This window comes from Streptomyces sp. NPDC056948 (genome assembly GCF_042674225.1).
Lineage (GTDB): Bacteria > Actinomycetota > Actinomycetes > Streptomycetales > Streptomycetaceae > Streptomyces > Streptomyces purpurascens.
Genome location: NZ_JBHUQX010000083.1, coordinates 1 through 26,377, shown reverse-complemented (window position 1 = coordinate 26,377; position 26,377 = coordinate 1). Strand labels below are relative to the sequence as shown.

Genomic DNA, 26,377 nt, shown 5'->3' with positions numbered 1-26,377 from the left:
GCTGTGTGTACGGGTGTCAGATCACCGACTGCGAACTGCTCGGCGTCCCTTCACTGCTCTGCGGCGCGCTCGCGGTGGTGTTCGTGGGCGCGCTCGGCGCCGGGCCGCTGGCCGAGTCGGAGGTGGACGGGCTGGTCGTGGGCGGGGTCGTCGTCGGCGTGGGCTCCCCGGTGTCCGTCGGGGTCGGCGTCGGCGAGGGCGGCGTGGAACTCGACGGCGGCTTGGTCGGTGAGGACGGCGGCCTGGTCGGGGTCGTCGGCGGCTTGGAGGACGTCGGCGGCTTCGAGGTCGTCGGCGGCTTGGACGTCGACGCGGGGTCGCTCGGATCCTGCGAACCGCTCGGTTCGTCCGTCGGCGTCGGATCGTCCGACGTGCCGAGTGTGCCGTCCGGACCGGGGTCGGTCGGGCGGCTGGTCGCCGCGCCGGTGTCGTCGCCGCCCTCGTTCGCCGCCGGGTCGGCGCCCAGGCTGCCGTCGCCCAGGCCCTGGCTGGCCGAGGGGTTGACGCCGACCTGGTCGGACGGCGGGTTCCGGTCCTTGTCGGAGGTGGCGCCGAGGGTCACCACCGTGCCGAGCACGGCGACGAGCAGGGCCCCGGCGCCCGCGGCCACCAGGTTGCGACGGGCCAGGCCCTTGAGGCCGCCCCGGGCCTTGCGCGAGGGCGCGGACGAGCTGTGGTGGGTGACCACGGTCGGCGAGGCGGGCTGCTGGAGCGTCGGGAACGCCGCCGGAACACCGCCGGCCGGGGACACCGACTCCTCGTACCGGGCGTCGGGCACCTCCTCCCCCGCGGTCGGCCCGAGCCCGATCGGGGTGCCCGAGCGGTCGGAGACCAGGGCGAGGGCACGCCGGCCGGCGACGGTGCCGCGCTTGTCGGCCAGGGCGCCGCGCAGGCCGATGGAGGCCTCCAGTTCGGCCCGGGCCCGGTCGAGCCGACCGCCGCACAGGGCGAGGATGCCGAGCTCGTGATGGAAGTAGGCCTCCTCGGCGACGTCCCCGGCCAGCCGGGCGGCCTCGGCGCCGGCCCGCAGGGACCGTTCCCAGGCGCTCCAGTGCAGTCCGGCGGCGAACGCGGGGGCGGCGGTGCGGGCCAGGTGCACGGCCGCGCTCTCCTCGCCCTCGGCGGGCGGCCGGGTGAGGGGCCCGAGGACGGCCAGTGCGGCGAGGACGGCGTCGGACTCGGCGCACACGCGCTCCGGGGTGACCGAGGGGTGCCCGGCCCACCAGGAGTAGTGCTGGGCGGCGCTGCGGGCGCCTGCCTCGGCCTCGTCGGCGTATCCGGCGGCCTCGAGCTGGGCGGGCACGCCCGCGGCGAGCCGGTAGCGGGAGCCGACCGGGGAGACCAGGCCGCAGACGGCCAGTTCACCGAGGGCGGCGTCCGCGTGGGTGTCGCCGACCAGGGCGGGCAGATGCGCCTGGTGCGGGACCTCGCCGCCGAGGGCGACGGCGAACCGCAGGGTGGCGCGGGCGGAGGCGCTCAGCCGGGAGGCGAGCAGCGGGGCGGGGGCGGCGGCCTCGCCGAGCGAGGGCAGGGGTACGTCGTCGCCGTCGGCGGCGTCGTACGCCTCGGCCGGGGGCGTGTCCTCGAAGACGCCGAACTCGTCGACGGCATTCGTCCCGGCGCGCAGGTGGTCGCGCTGTCGCAGCAGGGCACCGGCCTGGACGAAGCGCAGCGGCAGGCCCTCGGACTCGAACCAGAGGTCACCCGCCCAGTTGGACTCCTCCTCGGTGAGGGACCGGCCGACGGCGTGCTCCAGCAGGTCGAGTCCGGCCGCGCGTTCCAGGCCGCCGAGGACGACCTCCTCGACGGCGGCGCCGGCGGAGGGGGCGGGCACGTCCGGGGTGGCGCCCAGCAGGAAGGCGCACTCCGGGGTCGCCTCCAGCAGCTCGTCGAGCGCGGCGCCGCCGAACTCGATGTCGTCGAGGACGACGACCGCGCCGATCTCACGGAGGTGGGTGAGCAGTTCATCCTGGTCCGGGCGGTACAGGGGGGCGCTGAAGACGGCACGGAAGAGCTCGTACCGCAGGTCGCCGGAGGTGCGGCCGAAGCCGTTGAGGCGGACGACGCCGTCGGGGGCGAGGTCCGAGCAGTCCTCGGCGACGAGGTCGAGGAGGCGGGTGCGGCCCGAGCCGGCGGGTCCGGTGAGGCGGACGGAGCGGCCGCGGGCGAGCAGGCGCACCAAGCGCTCGCGTTCGTCCTGGCGGGCCAGCAGGGGCAGGGCTGGACGCGCGGGGCCGGGCGGGACGGGCGGCAGGGCCGCGCGCTCGGCCTCGGCGCGTTCGGCCGTGGTGAGCTTCACCGGCCGGGCGGGCCGTTCGGCGGGCGGGCAGGCCTCTATCTCGCTGCCGTCGACGGGGTTGACCGTCAGCAGGAAGTCGCCGGCGACGAGCCGCACCGTGCGGGCGAGCGCGGGCGCGTGCTGTGCGAAGTCGGGTGTGAGGGATTCCCGGGGCGGGCGCTGGCGCGGCCCCTGGCCGTCGCCTTCGTGGCCGCACTCCTCGGGTCCCCGGGTGTTCGGGTCCATAAGACAAGCCCCCCAAAAGCGGGTGTGTGCTGTGAAAGCCCCTCCCGGCCTTGCTGCACACCGCGCTGTCGCTTCTGGTCCGGGCCCGCTCGAAGGGTGGCAAGGCAGCGGGCAGCCGAACCCTAAACCATTCGCACAGTATCTACGACAGTCCGGGGTACCGCGGCGTCCGAGACGTCACGGTCTCGTGAGGATTGTGCACGTCGCACGATTCGACAAGGTCCGTCCGGGTCTCCCCGGTCGCCCGGTTCACACCCGCACTCCGGCGTCACACGCGGGGCAGTGTCTCCACCCCGATGCCCCCCTCGATCGCCAGGATCCGGTGCAGGCGGGTGGCAACCAGCAGGCGCTGCATCTGCGGCGGTACACCGCGCAGCACCAGGCGCCGGCCGCAGCGGCCGCCCCGCCGGTGGGCTCCCATGATCACACCCAGTCCGGTGGCGTCCCAGGAGTCCAGTTCGGACAGGTCGAGCACGAGGTCGCCGACTCCGTCGTCGACGGCCGAGTGCAGGACCGTACGGGCGTCCGCCGCGCTCCGGACGTCGAGGCGGCCCCCGACGACCAGCTCGGCGTGGTCGCCCCTGATGTACATATGCGCTCCCCGTGCGTGCGTCTCGTGCTCCGCGTTTCTGATGCCGGTGATGCAACCTCTGACTGTGTGGAGGCGGCAGAGGTTGCTTCCTGTAAGCGAACCGATACCGAATTCACCCGGGGGTGTGATGCCCCCGGGGCATGTGCGGTTTCAGTGCTTGTAGAAGCCCTGCCCGCTCTTGCGTCCGATGTCACCGGCGTCAACCATCCGGCGCATCAGCTCGGGAGCCGCGAACTTCTCGTCCTGGGACTCGGTGTAGATGTTGCTGGTGGCGTGCAGCAGGATGTCGACGCCCGTCAGGTCCGCCGTCGCCAGCGGTCCCATGGCGTGGCCGAAGCCCAGCTTGCAGGCGAGGTCGATGTCCTCGGCGCTCGCCACGCCCGACTCCTGCAACTTCGCGGCCTCGACGACCAGGGCGCAGATGAGACGGGTCGTCACGAAGCCGGCGACGTCGCGGTTGACGACGATGCAGGTCTTGCCGACGGACTCGGCGAACTCCCGGGCCTTGGCGAGGGTTTCGTCGCTGGTCTTGTAGCCGCGGACGAGTTCGCAGAGCTGCATCATCGGCACCGGCGAGAAGAAGTGCGCGCCGACGACCCGCTCGGGGCGCTCCGTGGCGGCCGCGATCTTGGTGATCGGGATGGCGGAGGTGTTGGAGGCGAGGATCGCCTCGTCCTTCACGAGCTTGTCGAGGGCGCGGAAGATCTCGTGCTTGATCTCGAGCTTCTCGAACACGGCCTCGACGACGACGTCCGCGTCGGCCACGGCGTCCAGGTCGGTGGTGGCGGTGATCCGGGCGAGGGCGGCGTCGGCGTCGTGCGCCTCCAGCTTGCCCTTGGCGACGAACTTGTCGTACGAGGCCTTGATGCCGTCGGTGCCCCGCTTCAGCGCCTCGTCGGTGACGTCGCGCAGGACGACGTCCCAGCCCGCCTGTGCCGAGACCTGGGCGATACCGGCTCCCATGAGGCCGGCTCCGATGACGGCGAGCTTCCCTGCCACGTTACGACTCCCTGCTGACACGGCTCTTATGTATGCCTCTCGGGCGGACACTAGCGCTCGTGAGGCGCTGTGTGACCGCTAAGTAACGCGCGTCACGTCTCACATGACGGACATCACACCGGGCCGGGTCATTCGGGGTCTCGTACGGCGTAGTTGAGCACCTTCTCGCTCAACAGCTCCTCGATGTCGTCGAGGAGGACGAGCATCTCTCGTGACACTTCGTCCGGGTTGCGCCCCTTGACCATCTCGCGGCCGATGGCGACGAAGACGGTGCCGTGGATCCAGCAGATCTGACCGGCGATCAGCCCCGGCAGGGGGTCGCCGTCAGCGGCGCCGGACTCCTCGCGGAGGGTCGCCTCCAGGTTGTCCTGGAGTTCCTGCTGGATGCTCCACAGCCGGGAGCGCAACGGCGGCGCCTCGTCGATGCAGCGCATGAAGCGGTCGTAGCCCTCGATGAGGCCCATCCGGGGCGAGACGGCCTCGGTCTCGGCGCGCAGTTCGCGCAGCACCGCCCGGGCGGCCGACTCTCCCGTGTCCCGGCCGCGCACCCAGCGGGGGAGGCGGTCGACGACGCCCTGGGAGCGGTCGAAGAAGAGGTCCTCCTTGGCCGGGAAGTAGTTGTAGACGGTGTTCACGGAGACGTCGGCCGCCTCCGCCACCTCCGCGATCGTCACCGTCACGAACCCGTGTTCCAGGAACAGCCCGGTGGCGATGTCCGAGATGCGCTGCCTGGTCTCGCGCTTCTTCCGCTCCCTGAGCCCCTCAGCCATGTCCGAATCCTAGCTTCCCTGGGGCTTCCCAAAACTTGAAGTCATTGCAAACTTTAAGAGACTCTGTTTTTCTATGGTCATGGAGAACAGGGGCATGGAGAACAGAGGCACGGCAATCATCAGTACGGCCGGTCTGGCCCGTACCTTCCAGACGAAGGGCGGCCCGGTCCAGGCCGTGCGCGGCATCGACCTGACCGTCCGCGAGGGCGAGATCCTCGGCTTCCTCGGCCCGAACGGCGCCGGCAAGACGACGACCCTGCGGATGCTGACGACCCTGCTGGAACCGACCGGCGGGGCCGCCGCCGTCGCGGGCCACGACCTGGCGACCGACCCGGCGGGGGTGCGGCGGGCCTGCGGCTACGTGGCGCAGTCCGGCGGGGTGGACCCGCAGATCACCGTGCGGGAGGAGCTGGTCACCCAGGGGCGCCTGTACCGGCTGACCAGGGCGCACGCCGCCGAGCGCGCCGAGGAACTCGCCCGCGACCTGGGCCTCACCGAACTGCTCGACCGCAAGTGCGCCGCGCTCTCCGGCGGACAGCGGCGCCGCCTGGACATCGCGATGGCGCTCACCCACCGCCCGAAGGTGCTGTTCCTCGACGAGCCGACGACCGGTCTCGACCCCGGCAGCCGCGCCGACCTGTGGGACCTGGTGCGCCGGCTGCGCGACGAGCACGGCACGACCGTCTTCCTGACCACCCACTACCTCGACGAGGCCGACGCGCTCTCCGACCGGCTGGTCGTCGTCGACCAGGGGGTGGTGGTCGCCGAGGGCACCCCGAGCGCGCTGAAGCTCCGGTACGGCGGCTCGCTCGACGCCTCGCTCCAGGACACGTTCCTCGCCATCACCGGCCGCAGCGCCGCGCCCGCCGACCAGACTCCCGTCGCCGTTTAGGACCCAGAGGACACAGAGGACCCCCGATGCTGTTGCACGACACCGCGCTCGTCTACGGGCGCTATCTCCGCCAGTCCCTGCGCTCCCGTTTCGCGCTGCTCTTCGGCGTCCTGATGCCGCTGCTGTACCTGCTGTTCTTCGGTCCCCTGCTCACGGACCTGCCGCTCGGCGAGCAGGGCAGCTCCTGGCAGGTGCTCGTTCCCGGTCTGCTGCTCCAACTGGGCCTGTTCGGGGCGTCGTTCGCCGGTTTCTCGATCATCATCGAGAAGGGCCACGGGGTGGTCGAACGCATGCGCGTCACCCCGGTCAGCCGACTGGCCCTGCTGCTGGGCCGGGTGCTGCGGGACGCCACGGTGTTCGTCTTCCAGGCGGTGCTGCTGGTAGTGGCGGCCATCGCGATGGGTCTGCGGGCCCCGCTGGCCGGCGTTCTGATCGGCTTCGGGTTCGTCGCCCTGCTCTCGCTCTCGCTGGCCTCGCTGTCGTACGCGCTGGCCATGAAGCTGGACACCCCGCAGAGCTTCGGCCCGGCGATCAACGCGCTGACCATGCCGTCCATGCTGCTGTCCGGCCTGATGCTGCCGATGACCCTGGGCCCGGCCTGGCTGGACGTCCTGTCGCACCTCATGCCGTTCCGCTATCTGGTGGACGCGGTGCGCGACGCGTACGTCGGCAGCTACGCGACGGCACCCATGCTGTACGGCGTCCTGGTGGCTGTCGGCCTCACGGCTCTGTCCGTGACAGTGGGCACACGCGTGTTCCGAACCGCCGGAGCATAACTACGCTGGCCACATGGTCAATCTGACGCGCATCTACACCAGGACCGGCGACCAGGGCACCACCGCCCTCGGCGACATGAGCCGGGTCGCCAAGACCGACCTCAGGATCTCGGCGTACGCCGACGCCAACGAGGCGAACGCGGCGATCGGCGCGGCGATCGCCCTGGGCGGCCTGGACGAGGAGGTCGTCAAGGTCCTCACCCGTGTGCAGAACGACCTGTTCGACGTGGGTGCGGACCTGTCGACGCCGGTGGTGGAGAACCCGGAGTTCCCGCCGCTGCGGGTCGAGCAGTTCTACATCGACAAGCTGGAAGCGGACTGCGACCACTTCAACGAGCGGCTGGAGAAGCTGCGGTCCTTCATCCTGCCGGGCGGCACCCCGGGCGCGGCCCTGCTCCACCAGGCCTGCACGGTCGTACGCCGGGCGGAACGCTCGACGTGGGCCGCCCTGGAGGTGCACGCCGAGACGATGAACCCCCTGACGGCGACCTACCTCAACCGCGCCTCCGACCTGCTGTTCATCCTCGCGAGGACGGCGAACAAGCAGGTCGGAGACGTGTTGTGGGTGCCGGGCGGAGAGCGCTAGGTTCTCCCCCGGGCGGCATGCCAGAGGCCGTTGGCGGAGAGGACCCCGCCGGCGATCATCATCACGATGCCGACCTTGGTGAGGGTGACGACGGGGACGTCCACGTCTCCGGTGAAACGCCACAGCAGCAGGCCGATCAGGAAAGTGACGACGCCTTCGGTCAGATACTGCTTCGCCTTGGTCATGACTGGATCCTTTCCTTCGATGTGCTGACGGTGGTGTCCTGCTCCCCGGCGGTGGGCTTCCGCGGCCATATGAAGTAGCTCAGCGCGATCAGGCCGTGGATGCCGGCCGCGCGCCAGGCCGTGAAGCGCCAGCTCTCCAGGGAGGTGACGCGGCTCGGGTCGTCCACGTACCAGATGGCGCCCTGGAGCAGCACGGTCGCGACGACCGCGCCGATCAGCGTGCCCAGCCAGATCCTGGCCTCGTGGCGCGCTCGGGCCATGCCGTCGCGCGGGGGCTTCTGCGGAGGCGGGGCACCACCGAACCGGTGGGCCGCGTGGCCGTCGAGCCACTTCACGGTGCGGTGGCCGTGCCCGACGGTGTAGCCGATGTACAGCGCGGCCAGGCCGTGCGTCCAGTTCGGGTCGGCACCGTTCTTCAGGTCCAGCGCGGTGGCGACCAGCAGGACGACCTCCAGCAGCGGCTCGCAGAGCAGCAGCGCCAGGCCGGTGCGCGGCATCTTCAGCAGGTAGCGGGCGCCCAGTCCGGCGGCCAGCAGTACCCAGAAGCCGATCTCGCAGGCTGCGATCAGTGCGACGATCACGGTTCGCTCCTCTCGGTCACCTTCAAGGCTCCCGGTCGGTGCGGCCTGAATCGTCGTCGCGACTGACGAACCCTCGGTACATCGAAAGATGCAGCCAGGGACCCTACGCGCGGATCACGCGTGGGGCGCCACGGCCGTGTTGGATGGAGTCATGGCCGTACGACTCCCCCGCCCACGCCGCTTCGACGTCTACATCGCGGCAGGCGGCCTGCTCGGCGGACTGCTGCTGTGGGGCCTCGGACTGGCCACCCGCCCGCACACCGAGGCGTACGTGCTCCTGCCGGGCCGCTGGCCGGTGCTGCTGCCGCTCTTCGTCATGGCCGGCTGCGAGCTGCTGCGCCGGGCCGCCCCGCGCACCGCCCTGCTCACCGGCACGGCCGCGATCGTCCTGGACACCCTCACGCAGGGCAGCCTGGTCACGATCCTGATGTACACCGACCTGATGTACGCGGCGGTCCTGTACGGCACGCCCTCCTCGGCCCGCCGCATTCCGCGGATCACCGGGTTGCTCTCGGTGATCGGGGCCGTGGTGCCTTTCGCCCTGTGGCGCGAGCCCGAGGCGCTGCTGATCGGTGTGATCACGGGCATCGTGGCCTTCGGCCCCGCCGCCACCGGCCTGATCGTCCGCAACCACCGCGACGCGGCCGAGTCCGCCCGGCTGCGCGCCGAGCAGACCGCGCTGCTCGCCGAGATGGACCGCACCCAGGCCGTGACCGCCGAACGCGCCCGGATGGCCCGCGAACTGCACGACATGGTCGCCAACCACCTGTCCGCGATCGCCATCCACTCCACCGCCGCCCTCTCCCTCGACGACCCGAAGACCTCCCAGGACGCCCTGGTCGTCATCCGCGAGAACAGCGTGGAGGGGCTCTCGGAGATGCGGCGGCTGATCGGCATCCTGCGCGACAGCAGCGGTGACCTGGAACCGGCCGCTGCCCCGACGCTCGACGGCCTCGACTCGCTGGTGGAGGGCGCCCGCGCCAACGGCCTCGACGTCACGCTGGACACCGGCCAGGGCGAGGTGCCGGCACCTGTCGAACTCGCCGCCTACCGCATCGTGCAGGAGTCGCTGACCAACGCCCTCAAGCACGCCGCCCCGGGCCGGGTGACCGTGTCCCTCGCCATGGGGGCACCTCCCATGCCCTCAAGGCAATGGGGGAGGGAGGGCTCGCTCGTCGTCACCGTGACCAGCCCGTACGGTGACCGGGACGCTCCCCGCGCGCCCGGCTCCGGCGCCGGTCTGGTCGGCATGCGCGAGCGGGTGGCGCTGCTGGACGGCACGTTCGAGGCCGGCCCCGAAGGCTCGCCGGACGGCAAGATCTGGGCCGTACGCGCCACACTCCCCGTGAACGACACCGTCGAAGGAGACACCGCATGAGCCGGCCCATCCGGGTCCTGGTCGCCGAGGACCAGTCCGCCGTCCGCGCCGGACTGGTCCTCATCCTGCGCAGCGCGCCCGACATCGAGGTGGTCGGCGAGGCGGCGGACGGCGAGCAGGCGGTGGCGCTGGCCCGCGAGCTGCGGCCGGACCTGGTGCTGATGGACGTTCAGATGCCACGCCTGGACGGGGTGTCGGCGACCCGCCAGGTCGTCACGGAACAACTCGCCGATGTGCTGGTGCTGACCACCTTCGACCTCGACGAGTACGTCTTCGGGGCGCTGCGGGCGGGCGCGTCCGGCTTCCTGCTGAAGAACACCGAGGCGAGGCAGTTGCTGGAGGCCGTACGGACGGTCGCGCGCGGGGAAGGGCTGATCTCCCCGGCGGTCACGCGGCGGCTGATCGCGGAGTTCGCCGCGAAGCCGACGCGGGAGCCCACGGCCGACCCGGCCGTCCTGGACCGGCTGACCCGGCGCGAACGCGAGGTGCTGTCCTGTCTGGGCGAGGGCCTGTCCAACGCGGACATCGCCGACCGGCTCGAGATGGCCGAGGCGACCGTGAAGACCCATGTCAGCAGGCTGCTGGCGAAGCTGGAGCTGCGCAGCCGGGTACAAGCGGCGGTGCTGGCGCAGGAGTTGGGTATCTGACCCGACCGTGGGGAGCGGTGGTCCAGACCTATTGACCGGTGGTCCAGACCTTTCTATTCTCACCGCACCATGAGGGGCGTGAGGCTCAGTCACGCCCCGACCACCCCACAAGGGAGGCGCAGCATGCGCTTCAGACACAGAGCCGCGGCAGGGTTCGCGACCCTGTTGCTCCCGCTGGCCGGTCTCGTCGGCCTCGCGAGCCCCGCCGAGGCCGCGACATCCGCGACCGCCACCTACGCCAAGACCCAGGACTGGGGCTCCGGCTTCGAGGGCAAGTGGACGGTGAAGAACACCGGCACGACCGCCCTCAGCTCCTGGACCGTCGAGTGGGACTTCCCCTCCGGTACGTCCGTCACCTCCGCCTGGGACGCCGACGTCACCTCCTCCGGCACCCACTGGACCGCCAAGAACAAGTCCTGGAACGGCACCCTCTCCCCCGGCGCCTCCGTCTCCTTCGGCTTCAACGGCACCGGCTCCGGCTCCCCGGCGAACTGCAAGCTCAACGGCGGAAGCTGCGACGGCGGCACCGAACCCGGCGACAACGCCCCGAGCGCCCCCGGCACCCCCAGCGCCTCGGACATCACCGACACCTCGGTGAAGCTGTCCTGGAGTGCCGCCACCGACGACAAGGGCATCAAGAACTACGACGTCCTGCGCGACGGCGCCAAGGTCGCCACCGTGACGACCACGTCGTACAGCGACACCGGCCTGGCCGCGGGCACCGCCTACTCCTACACCGTCCGGGCCCGCGACACCGCCGACCAGACCGGCCCGGTCAGCGGCGCCCGCGCGGTGCGCACCACCGGCGGCACCACCGAGCCGCCGACGGGTGACAAGGTCAAGCTCGGCTACTTCACCGAGTGGGGCGTCTACGGCCGCAACTACCACGTCAAGAACCTGGTGTCGTCGGGCTCGGCCTCGAAGATCACCCACATCAACTACGCGTTCGGCAACGTCAAGAACGGTCAGTGCACCGTCGACGACACCTACGCCGCCTACGACAAGGCCTACACCGCCGACCAGTCCGTCAGCGGCACCGCCGACACCTGGGACCAGCCGCTGCGCGGCAACTTCAACCAGCTCCGCCAGCTCAAGGCCAAGTACCCGCACATCAAGGTGCTGTACTCCTTCGGCGGCTGGACCTACTCGGGCGGCTTCGGCCAGGCCGCGCAGAACGCCGCCGCGTTCGCCAAGTCCTGCAAGGCCGTCGTCGAGGACCCGCGCTGGGCCGATGTCTTCGACGGCATCGACATCGACTGGGAGTACCCGAACGCCTGCGGCCTGACCTGCGACACCTCCGGCCCGGCGGCCTTCCGGAACCTGATGTCCGCGCTGCGCACGGAATTCGGCTCGAACTACCTGGTCACGGCGGCCATCACCGCCGACGGCTCCTCCGGCGGCAAGATCGACGCGGCCGACTACGGCGGCGCCGCGCAGCACCTCGACTGGTACAACGTGATGACGTACGACTACTTCGGCGCCTTCGACAAGGACGGCCCGACCGCCCCGCACTCCCCGCTCACCTCGTACCCCGGGATCCCGCAGGCCGGCTTCAACTCGGCCGACGCGATCGCCAAGCTGAAGGCGAAGGGCGTCCCGTCCGCCAAGCTGCTGCTCGGCATCGGCTTCTACGGCCGCGGCTGGACCGGCGTCACCCAGTCCGCCCCCGGCGGATCGGCGACCGGCGCGGCTCCCGGTACGTATGAGGCGGGCATCGAGGACTACAAGGTCCTGAAGAACTCCTGCCCGGTCACGGGCACGATCGCGGGCACGGCGTACGCCCACTGCGGCAGCAACTGGTGGTCGTACGACACCCCGTCCACCATCGCCGGAAAGATGAGCTGGGCCAAGAACCAGGGCCTCGGCGGCGCGTTCTTCTGGGAGTTCAGCGGCGACACCGGCAACGGAGAGCTGGTGAGCGCGATCAACAGCGGACTGTCGTAAGAGAGTTCGGCGAGTTATGCCACGTTGACGCGCTGACCGGGCGGGGCTGCCTCGAGCCACGCGAGGAAACCGGTCAGCGCGTCTTCGCTCATCGCGAGTTCAAGACGTGAGCCCCGGTGCAGACAGGCCAGAATCACATGGTCGGAGAGGAGCGCCAGCTCCTCCTCGCCCTCCGGGACGCGGCGGCCGGCCACCTCGATCGCGGAACGCTCCAGGATGCGGCGCGGGCGCGGCGAGTACGAGAAGACGCGGTACCACTCGACGCGGTCGCCGTTGTACCGGGCCACCCCGTACGCCCAGCCCTTGCCGTTCGTCTCGCCCTGCTCAGGGGCGTCCCAGCGCAGGCTGGCGTCGAAGGTTCCGCCCGAACGCTGGATGAGCCGGCGGCGCAGACCGAAGACGAACAGTCCCACCACCACTAGAGCCACCACGATTCCGCACACAGTCAGAGCGAGGACCATCGACACCGACCTCCTCGTCTCCTAGGTAACGGAACGGAAAAAACTCCCACATCTGCCTCAGCCGCGACCGGGTCCGGATCTCTCCGGTACCCAGCCGCGGCTGAGTGACGTCATCACACGGCGGACAGGGTCAGCGCGCCGCCGTAGCCGCACGCAGACGGACGTCCGCACGGCGCTGGGCGTCCGCGTCGTCCTCCGCCTTCGCGCGCTCCAGCTCCTGCTCCGCGCGCTGGACATCGATCTCGTCCGACAGCTCGGCGACTTCGGCCAGCAGCGAGAGCTTGTCGTCCGCGAACGAGATGAAACCGCCGTGGACCGCGGCGACGACCGTCCCGCCATCGCTCGTACGGATGGTCACCGGGCCCGACTCCAGCACACCGAGCAGCGGCTGGTGACCGGGCATGACGCCGATGTCGCCGGACGTGGTGCGCGCGACGACCAGGGTGGCCTGGCCGGACCAGACCTCACGGTCGGCGGCGACCAGCGCGACGTGCAGCTCAGCAGCCAAGGTGGCTCCTCGGGTCACCACCCGGCGGTAGTGCCGGGTGTTGGTTACAAGTCTAGTGGGCGTGACAGAGGGGGCGGGACGAGCCCCGCCCCCTCATGACTCGAGCGCGGCTCGGGTCAGGAGACGCCCAGCTCCTTGGCGTTGTTCTTCAGGTCCTCGAGACCACCGCACATGAAGAACGCCTGCTCCGGGAAGTGGTCGTACTCGCCGTCGCAGATCGCGTTGAACGCGGCGATCGACTCGTCCAGCGGCACGTCCGAACCGTCCACGCCGGTGAACTGCTTGGCGGCGTGGGTGTTCTGGGACAGGAAGCGCTCCACGCGACGGGCACGGTGGACAACGAGCTTGTCCTCCTCGCCGAGCTCGTCGATACCGAGGATCGCGATGATGTCCTGCAGGTCCTTGTACTTCTGCAGGATGCTCTTCACGCGCATCGCGGCGTTGTAGTGGTCCGCCGCGATGTACCGCGGGTCGAGGATGCGGGACGTGGAGTCCAGCGGGTCCACGGCCGGGTAGATGCCCTTCTCGGAGATCGGACGGGAGAGCACCGTCGTCGCGTCGAGGTGGGCGAAGGTGGTGGCCGGGGCCGGGTCGGTCAGGTCGTCCGCGGGGACGTAGATCGCCTGCATCGAGGTGATCGAGTGACCACGGGTCGAGGTGATGCGCTCCTGAAGGGTGCCCATCTCGTCGGCCAGGTTCGGCTGGTAGCCCACCGCGGAGGGCATACGGCCGAGCAGGGTCGACACCTCGGAACCGGCCTGGGTGAAGCGGAAGATGTTGTCGATGAAGAACAGCACGTCCTGCTTCTGGACGTCACGGAAGTACTCCGCCATCGTCAGGCCGGCCAGGGCCACGCGCAGACGGGTGCCCGGGGGCTCGTCCATCTGGCCGAAGACCAGGGCGGTCTTGTCCAGAACGCCGGACTCTTCCATCTCCGCGATGAGGTCGTTGCCCTCACGGGTGCGCTCACCGACGCCCGCGAAGACGGAGACGCCCTCGTGGAGGTTGGCGACACGCATGATCATTTCCTGGATCAGCACGGTCTTGCCGACTCCGGCACCACCGAACAGACCGATCTTGCCGCCCTTGACGTACGGGGTGAGCAGGTCGACGACCTTCAGGCCCGTCTCGAACATCTCGGTCTTCGACTCGAGCTGGTCGAACGCGGGGGCCTTGCGGTGGATGGACCAGCGCTCGCCCTCGTACTCCTCGTCGGTGTTCAGCACCTCACCGAGGGTGTTGAACACCTTGCCCTTGGTGAAGTCGCCGACCGGGACGGAGATGCCCACGCCGGTGTTGACCACCTGGGCCTGGCGGACCAGACCGTCGGTGGGCTGCATGGAGATCGCGCGGACCAGGCCGTCACCCAGGTGCTGGGCGACCTCGAGGGTCAGCGTCTTCTTCTCGCCCGCCTTCGCCGGGTCGGCGACCTCGACGTGAAGGGCGTTGTAGATGTCCGGCATCGCGTCGACGGGGAACTCCACGTCGACGACCGGGCCGATGACCCGCGCGACGCGGCCCGTCGCCGTGGCCGTCTCAACAGTGGTGGTCATTTTCAGTCACTCCCCGCGGTCGCGTCGGCCAGGGCACTGGCACCACCGACGATCTCGCTGATTTCCTGGGTGATTTCGGCCTGGCGGGCCTGGTTGGCAAGCCGGGTGAGGTTCTCGATGAGATCACCGGCGTTGTCGGTTGCCGACTTCATCGCGCGCCGCGTGGCAGCGTGCTTCGAGGCGGCCGACTGGAGCAGCGCGTTGTAGATGCGGCTCTCCACGTAGCGCGGCAGCAGGGCGTCCAGGACGTCCTCCGCCGAGGGCTCGAAGTCGAACAGCGGAAGGATCTCGCCCTTGGGCTTGGCCTCTTCCGCGACCTCTTCGAGGCTGAGCGGCAGCAGCCGAGCCTCGACGGCCGTCTGCGTCATCATCGACACGAACTCGGTGTAGACGATGTGGAGCTCGTCCACGCCGCCCTCGGCCGTCTCCGTCTCGATCGCCTCGATCAGCGGGGCCGCGACCTTCTTGGCGTCCGCGTACGAGGGCTGGTCGGTGAAGCCCGTGAACGACTCCGCGACCTTGCGCTCGCGGAAGTTGTAGTGGGCGAGACCACGGCGGCCGACGATGTAGATGACGACCTCCTTGCCCTCACCCTCGAGCTGCGCGGTGAGCTTCTCCGCGGCCTTGATGGCGTTGGAGTTGAAGGCGCCGGCCAGACCGCGGTCGCTCGTGAGGAGCAGGACCGCGACGCGGGTCGGGTTCTCCGCCTCCGTCGTCAGCGGGTGCTTGGTGTTCGAACCGGTGGCGACCGCGCTGACCGCGCGGGTGAGCTCGGTCGCATACGGGGTGGAGGCCGCCACCTTGCGCTGCGCCTTGACGACGCGCGAGGCGGCGATCATCTCCATCGCCTTCGTGATCTTCTTGGTCGCGGAGACGGATCGGATGCGACGCTTGTAGACCCGGAGCTGGGCTCCCATGAGTCAGGTCCCTTCCGTCGTCACTTACCGGCAGCCGGGGTGTCCTCGCCGAGCAGCTTGCCGTCGGAGGTCTCGAACTGCTTCTTGAACTCCGCGATGGCGTCGGCCATGGCCTGGAGGGTGTCGTCCGACATCTTGCCGCCCTCGCGGATGGAGGTCAGCAGGCCCTGCTCCTTGCGGTGCAGGTACTCCAGCAGCTCCTTCTCGAAGCGGCGGATGTCGACGACCGGGACCTCGTCCATCTTGCCGGTGGTGCCGGCCCAGATGGAGACGACCTGGTCCTCGGTGGCCATCGGCTGGTACTGCGGCTGCTTCAGCAGCTCGACCATGCGCTGACCACGCTCGAGCTGCGACTTCGACGCGGCGTCCAGGTCGGAACCGAAGGCGGCGAACGCCTCCAGCTCACGGAACTGGGCGAGGTCCACGCGGAGGCGGCCGGACACCTGGCGGATCGCCTTGTGCTGGGCGGAACCACCGACTCGGGAGACGGAGATACCGACGTTCAGCGCGGGGCGCTGACCGGCGTTGAACAGGTCCGACTCCAGGAAGCACTGGCCGTCGGTGATGGAGATGACGTTGGTCGGGATGAACGCCGAGACGTCGTTGGCCTTGGTCTCGACGATCGGCAGACCGGTCATCGAGCCGGCACCCATCTCGTCGGAGAGCTTGGCGCAGCGCTCCAGCAGGCGCGAGTGCAGGTAGAAGACGTCACCCGGGTAGGCCTCACGGCCCGGCGGGCGGCGCAGCAGCAGCGACACCGCGCGGTAGGCGTCGGCCTGCTTCGACAGGTCGTCGAAGATGATGAGGACGTGCTTGCCCTCGTACATCCACTGCTGACCGATGGCCGAACCGGTGTACGGCGCCAGGTACTTGAAGCCGGCCGGGTCGGACGCCGGGGCGGCGACGATGGTCGTGTACTCCAGCGCGCCGGCCTCCTCCAGAGCGCCGCGCACGCCGGCGATGGTGGAGCCCTTCTGGCCGATGGCGACGTAGATGCAGCGGACCTGCTTGTCCGGGTCGCCCGAGCGCCAGTTGTCGCGCTGGTTGATGATCGTGTCGACGGCCAGGGCGGTCTTGCCGGTCTGGCGGTCGCCGATGATCAGCTGACGCTGGCCACGGCCGATCGGGGTCATGGTGTCGACGGCCTTGTAGCCGGTCTCCATCGGCTGGTGGACCGACTTGCGGTCCATGACCGTGGGGGCCTGCAGCTCGAGGGCACGGCGGCCCTCGGTCTCGATCTCGCCGAGGCCGTCGATCGGGGTGCCGAGGGGGTCGACCACACGGCCGAGGTAGCCCTCGCCGACCGCTACGGAGAGAACCTCACCGGTACGCGAGACCGGCTGCCCCTCCTCGATGCCGCTGAACTCACCGAGGACGATGGCACCGATCTCGCGCTCCTCGAGGTTGAGGGCGAGGCCGAGGGTGCCGTCCTCGAACTTCAGCAGCTCGTTGGCCATGGCCGAGGGCAGACCCTCGACCTTCGCGATGCCGTCGCCGGCAAAGGTGACCGTACCGACCTCCTCGCGCGAGGCCGCGTCCGGCTTGTACGCCTGGACGAAGTTCTCCAGCGCGTCCCGGATCTCCTCCGGCCGGATCGTGAGCTCCGCCATCTGGGTTCCCTGCTCTCCTTGTTGGGCCCGAAGTTTCTTTGGGGGTCTGGGGGCGACCCCCAGGATTCTTCTGCACGGCCCAACCAGGGCCGTCGTAAGTACGTGGTGCTATTGAGTTGCTGCTCAGCTCGCCAGACGGCGGCTCGCGTCCTCCAGCCGGTCCGCGAGGGAGCCGTTGATGACCTCGTCGCCGACCTGCACCCGGATTCCGCCGACGACCTCGGGGTCCACGTCCAGATTGAGGTGCATCTGGCGGCCGTAGACCTTCGCGAGGGCGGCACCCAGGCGCCGCTTCTGCGGGTCGCTCAGCGGCACCGCCGAGGTGACGATGGCCACCATGCGGTCCCGGCGCTCGGCGGCGAGCTTGGACAGGGACTCCAGTCCCGACTCCAGGCTACGTCCCCGCGGCGCGGTCACGAGGCGCGTCACCAGACGCTCGGTGGCCGACTGCGCCCGGCCGCCGAGCAGGCTGCGCAGCAGCTCGCTCTTGGCCGAGGTGGTGGCCTTCCGGTCGGTCAGCGCGGCACGCAGCTCGGTGCTGCCGGAGACGATCCGGCCGAACCGGAACAGCTCGTCCTCGACGTCGTCGAGCTTGCCGGCCTTCTGCGCGGCGGTGAGGTCGGCCGTGTCGGCCAGCTGCTCCAGCGCGTCCACCAAGTCGCGCGAGCGCGACCAGCGGGAGCGCACCATGCCCGCGACCAGGTCGGCGGCCGGACCGCTGACCTGGGTGCCGAGCAGACGCTGGGCCAGCTCGGCCTTGGCCTCTCCAGCCTGCGCCGGGTCGGTGAGGACCCGACGCAGCGAAACCTCGCGGTGGAGCAGAGCGGTGACGGCGGCCAGCTCGTCGGCGAGCGAGCCCGCGTCGACGGACGTGGAGTCCGTCAACGCGTCGAGACGCTCTCGTGCGGCTGCCAGGGCCTCGCGGCTCGCTCCGTTCATCGCCCGGCCTCGGCCTTCTCCTCGAGCTCGTCGAGGAACCGGTCGATCACGCGGCTCTGGCGGGCGTGGTCCTCGAGGGACTCCCCGACGAGCTTGCCGGCCAGGTCGGTGGCGAGCTTGCCGACGTCCTGACGCAGCGCGGACGCGGCGGCCTTGCGGTCGGCCTCGATCTGCGAGTGGCCGGCGGCGACGATCTCCTCGCGCTGACGCTGGCCCTCGGCCCGCATCTCGGCGATGAGCGTGGCGCCCTGCTCCTGCGCCTCCTGGCGCAGGCGCGCGGCCTCGTGCCGGGCCTCGGCGAGCTGTGCCTTGTACTGCTCAAGCACGCTCTGGGCTTCGACCTTCATGGTCTCGGCCTCTTCGATACCGCCTTCGATCGCCGCGCGGCGCTCCTCCAGAACCTTGTTGATGTTCGGAAGCAGCTTCTTCCAGAAGAAGAAGAACACGATGGCGAAGGCGATGGTGCCGACGAGCAGCTCGGGGCCCGGAGGAATGAGCGGGTTCTGCTCTTCCTCGGCCGCCAGCTGCACCAGGTTGGCGATCACATCAGTGCCTTTCGTCGTTGCCTGTCGGTAGGGAATCTTTAGTCAATACCGAAGACGAACGGCATGACGATGCCGATGAGGGCGAGCGCCTCACAGAAGGCGAAGCCCAGGATCTGGTTGGCACGGATCAGGCCGGCGGCCTCGGGCTGGCGGGCGAGGGCCTGGGTGCCGTTGCCGAAGATGATGCCGACGCCGATGCCGGGGCCGATAGCCGAGAGGCCGTAACCGACGGAACCGATGGAACCGGAGACAGCGGCAAGGGTCTCAGTGGCAGCCATGCTGAATCTTCCTTCTCTTAACGGACCGGTGGGGGTTGGCCACCGGACGACCGGGGGTGGGGTGGGGCTCAGTGATGCTCAGCGAGAGCGCCCTGGATGTACGTGCAGGCGAGGAGTACGAAGACGTATGCCTGGACGGCCTGCACGAAAAGCTCGAAGCCGATCATGGCGATGGTCATCACGAAGGAGACACCCGCCGCCGGGACCATCCAGCTGTTCAGCAGGTACCAGGATGCGACGGTGAACATGACCAGCATCAGGTGGCCGGCGAACATGTTGGCGAAGAGTCGCACCGCGTGCGTGAACGGCCGGACGAGCAGGTTCGAGAAGAACTCGATGACCATCACGAGCGGCAGCACCGGGCCGAGCGACTTGTCGTAGCCGGTGACGTTCTTGAAGAACCCGACGAAGCCGTGCCTCTTGAAGGTCAGCGAGACCCAGGTCACGTAGACGATCGCGGCCAGGACCGCCGGGAACGCGATGATCGACGACACCGGGAACTGCGCCAGCGGGATCACGGACCAGATGTTCATGATCCAGATGAAGAAGAACAGCGAGACCATGAACGGGACGTACTTTTCGCCTTCGCGCTTGCCGAGCGTCTCGTAGACGATGCCGCGGCGGACGAAGTCGTAGCCGGCCTCACCGACCATCTGCAGCTTGCCCGGCACCACCTTGGCCTTGCCGAAGGCCGCATAGAAGAAGCCGATGACGAGGACGGTGGTGATGAGCGCCAGCAGCATCACCTTGTTGAACTCGAACCCTCCGACCGTGGCGATCGGCTTGAAGAGGAACGAGTGCAGGCCCGGTGCCGGAAAACCACACCCGTCGGACATGATCCGACAGCTCCAGTCAAAGGCGAGCTGGGTCTGGTCAGCACTCACCGGGGGCTCCTTCGGCGTGACGCATGGGTACGGCAACCTCGTTGTGTCGGCGCGGCGCGCAGCCGCGGATCGGCACTGGACTGGTGTTACGGATGTGAGGGCGGCTTTGGGGCATCGAGCCTCGCGTTCGAGCAGGCGTCAGCTCAGATGCCCGCGCCCGCGATGCCGCAGTTGGCACCGGACGATAGCAGGAGTTCCCCGTGCTCTTTATCGCGCCCCTACTCGTCACGACGATGACCCGGTCTTCTCGGGCTTCTCGCTCTTCTCGGGGTCCGGGTCGATGTAGAAGATCTTGGCCTTCATATGCGCACGAGCCTGCGCAGCCATCCACACGACGGTCGCGACGACGAGCCCGATGGCGAACGTCTTCGCATTGAAGAGAGAGGTGTCCTTGAAGAGGGCCACGAAGATCAGGAGCAGCAGGAGCTGAGTCGTATAAAGCATCAGCCCCATGGCCTGGAACAACTGCGGGAGCGTTTTTGCCGTCCGCTGCAGCACATACAGACCGACCCCCATGAAGAGGATGGCCAGCAGGGTGCCGACGGCGGCTCCCACGGCTCCCTTGCCTCCGGCCACCACGCCACTGACGGCGACCGCGACCGCACCGGCAGCCGCTGTGGGTACAGCACACTGCAAGAGGTTCCGGGCGTCATTGGACGGCATGGCGGCATCTCCGCTTTCGCAGGGGGCAGGGGTGTCGTCATGGACGAGCGTAGTCCCGGGCTGAGTGGAGTCCTCACGCCAATGGACCGTCGCACTGCGGTCCTTCGGCTCTATCCGGGGGTTCTCGTGAACCGTATCACAAACTATTTGATGCAGTCTTTACCTGGGGGTGTGCGGGCTGTCACACATGAGAGTGAAACTGCGCGTCTGAGCAAGAACAGCGCCGACTTGTCTGGTATTGGGGCGCTTCGCTCCCCCATCGCAACCCCACGACTTGGCAATGCTCTAGTCAGATTCTTACCTTGTCCCGGCCTTGCGCCGGTCCGCCAGACGCGAACGGGGGCCGATGGCGGTCGCCCCGTTGACTCCGGAGACACCGGAGACCCCTGATACGGCGGCCGCGGCCGCCGGCGTCGAGGCCTCGGGTGCGAGGGCCGCGACCGAGACACGGCGCCGGTAGCGCGGCGGCACGAAGCGCTCCATCCAGCGCGGGGCGCGCGGCGTGAAGCGCGGCAGCAGAAGCAGCAGGAGACCGATCGCGCTGAGGAACACGACGCCGAGCACGATCCACATGGACGCCGAGTTGACCGAGTAGGCGAGCGCCCCGAAGGCGATCAGCGCCGACCAGAAGTACATGATCAGCACCGCGCGGCTGTGCGAGTGGCCGATCTCCAGGAGGCGGTGGTGCAGGTGGCCGCGGTCGGCGGCGAACGGCGACTGGCCCTTCCACGTGCGCCGCACGATGGCCAGGACCAGGTCGGCGGCCGGCACCGCGATGATGGTCAGCGGCAGCAGCAGCGGGATGTAGACGGGGACCGTCTGGTGCACGGCCTCCTTCTCGGACCCGACATAGAGGTTGAGCGCGTCCGGGTCGACCTGCCCGGTGACGGAGATCGCACCGGCGGCCAGGACCAGGCCGATGAGCATGGAGCCCGAGTCGCCCATGAAGATCCGCGCCGGGTGCATGTTGTGCGGCAGGAAGCCCAGGCACATGCCCATCAGGATCGCCGAGAAGAGGGTGGCGGGGGCGGCGGCCTCGACGCCGTACGAGTACCAGATGCGGTAGGCGTACAGGAAGAACGCCGCGGCCGCGATGCACACCATGCCCGCCGCCAGACCGTCCAGGCCGTCGACGAAGTTGACCGCGTTGATGGTGATGACGACCAGCGCCACCGTCAGCAGCGTGCCCTGCCCCTGGGAGAGCGCGACCGAACCGACGCCCGGGATCGGCAGCCACAGGATCGTCAGACCCTGCACGACCATCACGCCCGCGGCGATCATCTGGCCGCCCAGCTTGATCAGGGCGTCGATCTCGAACTTGTCGTCCAGCACACCGATCAGCCAGATCAGCGCCGCCCCGGACAGCAGCGCCCGGGGTTCGTTCGACGTCTCGAAGACCTGGCTGAGGTTGGTCAGGTGATCGGCGACCAGCAGCCCCGCGCACAGGCCGAAGAACATCGCGATCCCGCCGAGCCGCGGAGTGGGTTCCCGGTGCACATCACGTGCCCGGATCTCCGGCATCGCTCCCGCCACGATCGCGAATTTCCGCACCGGCCCTGTCAGCAGATACGTCACCGCGGCCGTGATGCAGAGCGTCAGCAGGTATTCACGCACAGGCTTCCCCACAGGTCTCGCTGGCCATCACAGCCCCACACCCTAGCGATGCGCGCATATGGGTGGGGACTTCCGGGTAGCGACGATGGTTGCACGAGTGGCTGTGCACCCTGGTGCGTCTACCCCCACTCAGCGCGGATACGGCGGAAATCCACCGGCCAGCTCCCGCACTTCTTCACGGGCTCTGGCGGTCTCGGTCACGCCCCTGAGCACCCCCGCGAGCAGCTTGGCGATCCTCGCCATCTCTGCCTCCCCCATGCCCTGCGTGGTGACCGCGGCCGTGCCCAGCCTGAGGCCCCGGGCGTCGCCGTGAGGAAGCGCACAGCAGTCCAGCACCAGGCCGGCCGCGGCGAGACGGCCGCGGGCGGTGCGTCCGTCGACGCCCAGGGGTGCCGGGTCGGCCGTGATGAGGTGGGTGTCGGTGCCGCCGGTGGTGACGACCAGGCCCTCGGCGGCCAGCCGGGCCGCGAGAACCCTCGCATTGGCTACCACCTGATGGGCGTACGCGACGAACGCCGGTGTTGCCGCCTCCCCGAACGCGACCGCCTTCGCGGCGATGGTGTGCATCTGCGCGCCGCCCTGTGTGAAAGGAAACACGGCCCGGTCCACCCGCTCGGCCAGCTCCGCGCGGCACAGGATCATGCCGCCGCGCGGGCCGCGCAGCACCTTGTGGGTGGTCGCGCAGACGATGTCCGCGTACGGCACCGGGTTCGGTGCCGCTCTCCCGGCGACGAGCCCGATGGGGTGCGCGGCGTCCGCGACGAGGTAGGCGCCCACCTCGTCGGCGACCTCGCGGAAGAAGGCGTAGTCGATGTGCCGGGGGTAGGCGATCGAACCGCACACGATCGCCTTGGGCCGGCGCGTGCGGGCCAGCGTGCGCACCTGCTCGTGGTCGATGAACCCGGACTCGGCCTCCACGCCGTATCCGGCGAAGTCGAACCAGCGGCCGGAGAAGTTGGCGGCCGAGCCGTGGGTGAGGTGGCCGCCGTAGGGCAGGCCGAGGGCGAGGACCGTGTCGCCGGGGCGGAGCAGGGCGGCGTAGGCGGCCAGCACCGCCGAAGAGCCCGAGTGCGCCTGGACGTTGGCGTGGTCGGCGCCGAACAGGGCCCTGGCCCGGTCCACGGCCAGACGCTCGGCGACGTCGACGATCTCGCAGCCGCCGTGGTGCCGCGCCCCCGGGTAGCCCTCGGCGTACTTGTTGGCGAGGGCCGAGCCGAGGGCCGCCAGCACGGCCGGCGAGGTGAAGTTCTCGGCGGCGATGAGCTGGAGCGTCGTCGACTGCCGCTCCCGCTCCGCGAGCAGGACGTCGGCAAGCTCCGGGTCCTGGTGGCGCAGGACGTCGGCCTCGATGGCAGGGGTGACCGTCATGATGGGCTCCGGGCGGCGTCGACGGTGACGTACGTCCAATGTAGGCCCGGTGCCCCCGGGGCGCTCGGCTGCTACGCCTTTGCGGGGACACCCGTGAGGGCCGTGACCACCGGATCGAGTGCCTGGTGTATCTCGTCCCCGATGGACCGGAAGAACGTCAGGGGTGCTCCGTACGGGTCGTACACCTCGTCCGCCTCGGCGTTCGGGGCCAGGAGCCACCCGCGTAGAGCCGCCGCGGCACGCACCAGCGCACGCGCGCGGATGACCACGCCCTCCTCCAGGGGCGGCAGGGTCGCCGGGTCGATGGCCTTCACCAGACGGGTGAACTCCTTGAGCGTGAAGGTCCGCAGGCCCGCCGAGTGCCCCATCGAGATGACCTGCGCCCGGTGGTCCCGGGTGGCGGTCAGCACCAGGTCGGCGCGGATCACGTGCTCGTCGAGGAGCTCACGCCCGGTGAAGCCGGAGGCGTCCGCGCCGAAGTCGGCCAGGACGGTCTCCGCGTGGGACTCCATGGGCGCGCCCTCGTGACCCCAGGTGCCCGCGCTCTCCACGATCAGCCCGCCGCCCAGGATCCCCAGCCGCTCCCGCACGGCATGGCGGGTCAGCCGCTCGGTGATGGGCGAGCGGCACACATTGCCGGTACTGACGTGGAGGATGCGGAAGCTGTCACGCGGAAGCCCCACGAACGTCGTCGTGATCTCCGCCGCGCTTTCCCCGTTGCCTATGCCACGCCCCGCTCCAGGGGCCGTCAATTCGCCACCTCGAGGTCGGGTACGACCTTTCGGAGCTCGTCCGCGGAGATCGCGCCCGCGCGCAGCAGCAGCGGCACCTCACGGGTCACGTCGACGATCGACGACGGCACGTTGCCGGGGGTGGGGCCGCCGTCGAGGTAGACGGAGACGGAGTCGCCGAGCATCTCCTGCGCGGCGTCGCAGTCCTCCGGCGCCGGGTGGCCGGTGAGGTTGGCGGACGACACGGCCATCGGACCGACCTCGGTGAGCAACTCGATGGCGACCGGGTGCAGCGGCATGCGCACGGCGACGGTGCCACGGGTGTCCCCGAGGTCCCACTGGAGGGACGGCTGGTGCTTGGCGACCAGGGTCAGCGCGCCCGGCCAGAAGGCGTCGACGAGCTCCCAGGCCAGCTCGGAGAAGTCCGTGACCAGCCCGTGCAGGGTGTTCGGGGAGCCGATGAGGACGGGGGTGGGCATGTTGCGGCCCCGGCCCTTCGCGTCCAGCAGGTCGGCGACGGCCTCCGAGGAGAACGCGTCGGCGCCGATGCCGTACACCGTGTCCGTCGGCAGCACCACGAGCTCGCCACGGCGGACGGCGGACGCTGCCTCACGCAGACCGGTCACGCGGTCGGTCGCGTCGTTGGTGTCGTATCGCCGTGCCATCTTTAGCTGGCCTCCTCGTACACGTGCTGCTGGGATGAAGACTGCGAAGACTGTGGGGTGATCGGGGTGCTCACGGAAGCGCCTTGCGGGCCGTGGCGAAACGCGGGCGCTTGTTGAGGTCCGGATGGTCGGCCGCGTCGGCCCAGCCCCGCTCCTCGGTGAAGATCCACGGCACCTGGCCGCCCTGGGTGTCCGCGTGCTCCACGACCACGACGCCGCCGGGGCGCAGCAGCCGGTGCGCGGTGCGTTCCAGGCCGCGGATGAGTTCGAGGCCGTCCTCGCCGGAGAAGAGCGCCAGGTCGGGGTCGTAGTCCCGCGCCTCCGGGGCGACGTACTCCCACTCGGTGAGCGGGATGTACGGCGGGTTGGTGATGACCAGGTCGACCTGGCCGTCCAGGTCCGGGAAGGCCGTCAGGGCGTCTCCCTGGCGCAGCTCGACCCTGGACCCCTCCACGTTCTTGCGGGTCCACCTGAGGGCGTCCTCGGACAGCTCCACGGCGTACACGCGCGAGCGCGGCACCTCCTGGGCGAGGGCGAGCGCGATGGCGCCGGAGCCGGTGCACAGGTCGACGATGCACGGCTCGACGACGTCCATGGCCCGTACGGCGTCTATGGCCCAGCCGACCACGGACTCCGTCTCGGGGCGCGGCACGAACACCCCGGGGCCGACCTGGAGTTCCAGGTACCGGAAGTAGGCCCGCCCGGTGATGTGCTGGAGCGGCTCACGCGCCTCGCGGCGGGCGATGACCTCCCAGTAGCGGGCGTCGAAGTCGGAGTCCTTGACGGAGTGCAGCTCGCCGCGCTTGACGCCGTGCACGAACGCGGCGAGTTCCTCCGCGTCGGTACGCGGCGAGGGCACGCCGGCGTCGGCGAGCCGCTGGGTGGCCTGGGCCACCTCCGCGAGCAGCAGGTTCACGCAAGTCCTCCGGTACTCGTCTCCTACGTGTCTTACGCGGCCGCCAGCTTGGCCGCCGAGTCCGCGTCGACACAGGCCTGGATCACCGCGGCGAGGTCGCCGTCCAGGACCTGGTCCAGGTTGTACGCCTTGAAGCCGACGCGGTGGTCCGAGAGGCGGTTCTCCGGGAAGTTGTACGTGCGGATCTTCTCGGAGCGGTCGACGGTGCGGACCTGGCTGCGGCGGGCGTCGGCGGCCTCCCTCTCCGCCTCCTCCTGCGCCGCGGCAAGCAGCCTCGAGCGCAGGATACGCAGTGCCTGCTCCTTGTTCTGCAGCTGGCTCTTCTCGTTCTGGCAGGAGGCGACGACTCCGGTGGGAATGTGCGTGATGCGCACGGCGGAGTCGGTGGTGTTGACGGACTGTCCGCCCGGCCCGGAGGAGCGGTAGACGTCGATCCGGAGGTCGTTGGGGTTGATCTCCACGTCGACCTCCTCGGCCTCCGGCGTGACCAGCACACCGGCGGCGGAGGTGTGGATACGGCCCTGGGACTCCGTCGCCGGCACCCGCTGCACGCGGTGCACGCCGCCCTCGTACTTCATCCGCGCCCAGACGCCCTGTCCGGGCTCGGTGGCGCCCTGGCCGCCCTTGGTCTTCACGGCGACCTGGACGTCCTTGTAGCCGCCCAGCTCGGACTCGGTGGCGTCGATGATCTCGGTCTTCCAGCCGACCCGCTCGGCGTAGCGCAGGTACATGCGCAGCAGGTCCCCGGCGAACAGCGCCGACTCGTCGCCGCCCGCGCCGGCCTTGATCTCGAGGATGACGTCCGTGTCGTCACTGGGGTCGCGCGGGACGAGGAGTAGGGGCTGCTACTC

The 26,377-nt window shown here is 69.8% G+C and carries 27 protein-coding genes and 1 pseudogene; 6 read left to right on the top strand and 22 right to left on the bottom strand.

Annotated elements, in window-relative coordinates:
• Positions 1 to 16: 16 nt before the first annotated feature.
• From ACFTZL_RS13640 to ACFTZL_RS13625, 4 genes are all read right to left on the bottom strand, one after another.
• Positions 17 to 2,524 (bottom strand): ATP-binding protein, encoded by a 2,508-nt coding sequence (locus tag ACFTZL_RS13640; protein WP_382581235.1) that lies wholly within the window; start codon positions 2,522 to 2,524, stop codon positions 17 to 19.
• Positions 2,525 to 2,792: 268 nt separating this feature from the next.
• Positions 2,793 to 3,116 carry an STAS domain-containing protein gene (locus ACFTZL_RS13635; RefSeq protein WP_382581233.1) on the bottom strand — a complete coding sequence of 108 codons (324 nt, stop codon included), beginning with the start codon at positions 3,114 to 3,116 and terminating at the stop codon, positions 2,793 to 2,795.
• Between the two features lie 150 nt (positions 3,117 to 3,266).
• Complete coding sequence (locus tag ACFTZL_RS13630) at positions 3,267 to 4,115, bottom strand: 3-hydroxyacyl-CoA dehydrogenase family protein (RefSeq protein WP_382581231.1); 849 nt, start codon at positions 4,113 to 4,115, stop codon at positions 3,267 to 3,269.
• Between the two features lie 128 nt (positions 4,116 to 4,243).
• Positions 4,244 to 4,885 carry a TetR/AcrR family transcriptional regulator gene (locus ACFTZL_RS13625; protein WP_382581229.1) on the bottom strand — a complete coding sequence of 214 codons (642 nt, stop codon included), beginning with the start codon at positions 4,883 to 4,885 and terminating at the stop codon, positions 4,244 to 4,246.
• 94 nt (positions 4,886 to 4,979) lie between these two features.
• Between ACFTZL_RS13625 and ACFTZL_RS13620 the strand changes: the two genes are divergently transcribed.
• From ACFTZL_RS13620 to ACFTZL_RS13610, 3 genes are read left to right on the top strand one after another with little or no spacing between them, the layout of a single operon-like run.
• Positions 4,980 to 5,777, top strand: coding sequence for an ABC transporter ATP-binding protein (locus ACFTZL_RS13620; protein WP_382581227.1), 798 nt, complete (start codon positions 4,980 to 4,982; stop codon positions 5,775 to 5,777).
• 26 nt (positions 5,778 to 5,803) lie between these two features.
• Positions 5,804 to 6,553 (top strand): ABC transporter permease, encoded by a 750-nt coding sequence (locus ACFTZL_RS13615; RefSeq protein ID WP_382581225.1) that lies wholly within the window; start codon positions 5,804 to 5,806, stop codon positions 6,551 to 6,553.
• A 13-nt stretch (positions 6,554 to 6,566) separates the two neighbouring features.
• Positions 6,567 to 7,139, top strand: coding sequence for a cob(I)yrinic acid a,c-diamide adenosyltransferase (locus tag ACFTZL_RS13610; protein WP_193480918.1), 573 nt, complete (start codon positions 6,567 to 6,569; stop codon positions 7,137 to 7,139).
• On the opposite strand, the gene ACFTZL_RS13605 is transcribed toward ACFTZL_RS13610, so the two are convergent.
• Positions 7,136 to 7,324: a DUF5708 family protein gene (locus ACFTZL_RS13605; RefSeq protein ID WP_382581223.1), complete on the bottom strand. Its 189-nt coding sequence runs from the start codon at positions 7,322 to 7,324 to the stop codon at positions 7,136 to 7,138. The genes ACFTZL_RS13610 and ACFTZL_RS13605 overlap by 4 nt on opposite strands.
• On the bottom strand, positions 7,321 to 7,905 hold the full coding sequence (locus ACFTZL_RS13600) for a hypothetical protein (RefSeq protein WP_382581221.1): 585 nt from the start codon (positions 7,903 to 7,905) through the stop codon (positions 7,321 to 7,323). Before ACFTZL_RS13600 ends, ACFTZL_RS13605 begins: the two co-directional genes overlap by 4 nt.
• Positions 7,906 to 8,056: 151 nt before the next feature.
• Between ACFTZL_RS13600 and ACFTZL_RS13595 the strand changes: the two genes are divergently transcribed.
• From ACFTZL_RS13595 to ACFTZL_RS13585, 3 genes are all read left to right on the top strand, one after another.
• The gene (locus ACFTZL_RS13595; protein WP_382581219.1) at positions 8,057 to 9,283 is read left to right on the top strand and encodes a sensor histidine kinase; all 1,227 of its coding nucleotides are present in this window, start codon (positions 8,057 to 8,059) and stop codon (positions 9,281 to 9,283) included.
• On the top strand, positions 9,280 to 9,930 hold the full coding sequence (locus tag ACFTZL_RS13590; RefSeq protein WP_382581217.1) for a response regulator: 651 nt from the start codon (positions 9,280 to 9,282) through the stop codon (positions 9,928 to 9,930). The genes ACFTZL_RS13595 and ACFTZL_RS13590 overlap by 4 nt, the downstream gene beginning before the upstream one ends.
• Positions 9,931 to 10,053: 123 nt before the next feature.
• Positions 10,054 to 11,874, top strand: coding sequence for a glycosyl hydrolase family 18 protein (locus ACFTZL_RS13585; RefSeq protein WP_382581215.1), 1,821 nt, complete (start codon positions 10,054 to 10,056; stop codon positions 11,872 to 11,874).
• 14 nt (positions 11,875 to 11,888) lie between these two features.
• On the opposite strand, the gene ACFTZL_RS13580 is transcribed toward ACFTZL_RS13585, so the two are convergent.
• The 16 genes and pseudogenes from ACFTZL_RS13580 to prfA all read right to left on the bottom strand — a co-directional run.
• Positions 11,889 to 12,335, bottom strand: a complete 447-nt coding sequence (locus tag ACFTZL_RS13580) for a DUF2550 domain-containing protein (protein WP_382581214.1) — start codon at positions 12,333 to 12,335, stop codon at positions 11,889 to 11,891.
• Between the two features lie 130 nt (positions 12,336 to 12,465).
• Complete coding sequence (locus ACFTZL_RS13575) at positions 12,466 to 12,843, bottom strand: F0F1 ATP synthase subunit epsilon (protein WP_184590438.1); 378 nt, start codon at positions 12,841 to 12,843, stop codon at positions 12,466 to 12,468.
• 116 nt (positions 12,844 to 12,959) lie between these two features.
• On the bottom strand, positions 12,960 to 14,396 hold the full coding sequence (gene atpD / locus ACFTZL_RS13570; protein WP_382581212.1) for a F0F1 ATP synthase subunit beta: 1,437 nt from the start codon (positions 14,394 to 14,396) through the stop codon (positions 12,960 to 12,962).
• Positions 14,397 to 14,398: 2 nt separating this feature from the next.
• Positions 14,399 to 15,313, bottom strand: a complete 915-nt coding sequence (locus tag ACFTZL_RS13565) for a F0F1 ATP synthase subunit gamma (RefSeq protein ID WP_382581210.1) — start codon at positions 15,311 to 15,313, stop codon at positions 14,399 to 14,401.
• 20 nt (positions 15,314 to 15,333) lie between these two features.
• Entirely contained in the window at positions 15,334 to 16,923 is a 1,590-nt protein-coding gene (gene atpA / locus ACFTZL_RS13560; protein ID WP_382581208.1) for a F0F1 ATP synthase subunit alpha, read from the bottom strand.
• 123 nt (positions 16,924 to 17,046) lie between these two features.
• On the bottom strand, positions 17,047 to 17,862 hold the full coding sequence (locus ACFTZL_RS13555; RefSeq protein WP_382581206.1) for a F0F1 ATP synthase subunit delta: 816 nt from the start codon (positions 17,860 to 17,862) through the stop codon (positions 17,047 to 17,049).
• Positions 17,859 to 18,407: a F0F1 ATP synthase subunit B gene (locus ACFTZL_RS13550; RefSeq protein WP_261680572.1), complete on the bottom strand. Its 549-nt coding sequence runs from the start codon at positions 18,405 to 18,407 to the stop codon at positions 17,859 to 17,861. The genes ACFTZL_RS13555 and ACFTZL_RS13550 overlap by 4 nt, the downstream gene beginning before the upstream one ends.
• 38 nt (positions 18,408 to 18,445) lie before the next feature.
• A complete protein-coding gene (locus ACFTZL_RS13545) occupies positions 18,446 to 18,685 on the bottom strand; it encodes an ATP synthase subunit C (RefSeq protein ID WP_030246434.1) in 240 nt (79 codons plus the stop codon).
• A 68-nt stretch (positions 18,686 to 18,753) separates the two neighbouring features.
• Positions 18,754 to 19,521: a F0F1 ATP synthase subunit A gene (atpB, locus tag ACFTZL_RS13540; protein ID WP_382497437.1), complete on the bottom strand. Its 768-nt coding sequence runs from the start codon at positions 19,519 to 19,521 to the stop codon at positions 18,754 to 18,756.
• 273 nt (positions 19,522 to 19,794) lie between these two features.
• Positions 19,795 to 20,232: a hypothetical protein gene (locus ACFTZL_RS13535; protein WP_382581204.1), complete on the bottom strand. Its 438-nt coding sequence runs from the start codon at positions 20,230 to 20,232 to the stop codon at positions 19,795 to 19,797.
• 297 nt (positions 20,233 to 20,529) lie between these two features.
• A complete protein-coding gene (locus tag ACFTZL_RS13530; RefSeq protein WP_382581202.1) occupies positions 20,530 to 21,846 on the bottom strand; it encodes an MraY family glycosyltransferase in 1,317 nt (438 codons plus the stop codon).
• A gap of 129 nt (positions 21,847 to 21,975) precedes the next feature.
• On the bottom strand, positions 21,976 to 23,214 hold the full coding sequence (gene glyA, locus ACFTZL_RS13525; RefSeq protein WP_382581200.1) for a serine hydroxymethyltransferase: 1,239 nt from the start codon (positions 23,212 to 23,214) through the stop codon (positions 21,976 to 21,978).
• A 71-nt stretch (positions 23,215 to 23,285) separates the two neighbouring features.
• On the bottom strand, positions 23,286 to 23,966 hold the full coding sequence (locus ACFTZL_RS13520) for a protein-tyrosine-phosphatase (protein WP_382497342.1): 681 nt from the start codon (positions 23,964 to 23,966) through the stop codon (positions 23,286 to 23,288).
• The gene (locus ACFTZL_RS13515) at positions 23,963 to 24,610 is read right to left on the bottom strand and encodes an L-threonylcarbamoyladenylate synthase (RefSeq protein WP_193480933.1); all 648 of its coding nucleotides are present in this window, start codon (positions 24,608 to 24,610) and stop codon (positions 23,963 to 23,965) included. The genes ACFTZL_RS13520 and ACFTZL_RS13515 overlap by 4 nt, the downstream gene beginning before the upstream one ends.
• A 70-nt stretch (positions 24,611 to 24,680) precedes the next feature.
• Positions 24,681 to 25,526, bottom strand: a complete 846-nt coding sequence (gene prmC / locus ACFTZL_RS13510; RefSeq protein WP_261680566.1) for a peptide chain release factor N(5)-glutamine methyltransferase — start codon at positions 25,524 to 25,526, stop codon at positions 24,681 to 24,683.
• Positions 25,527 to 25,558: 32 nt separating this feature from the next.
• A pseudogene (prfA, locus tag ACFTZL_RS13505) lies at positions 25,559 to 26,365 on the bottom strand (peptide chain release factor 1); the annotation flags it as partial.
• Between the last annotated feature and the right edge of the window lie 12 nt (positions 26,366 to 26,377).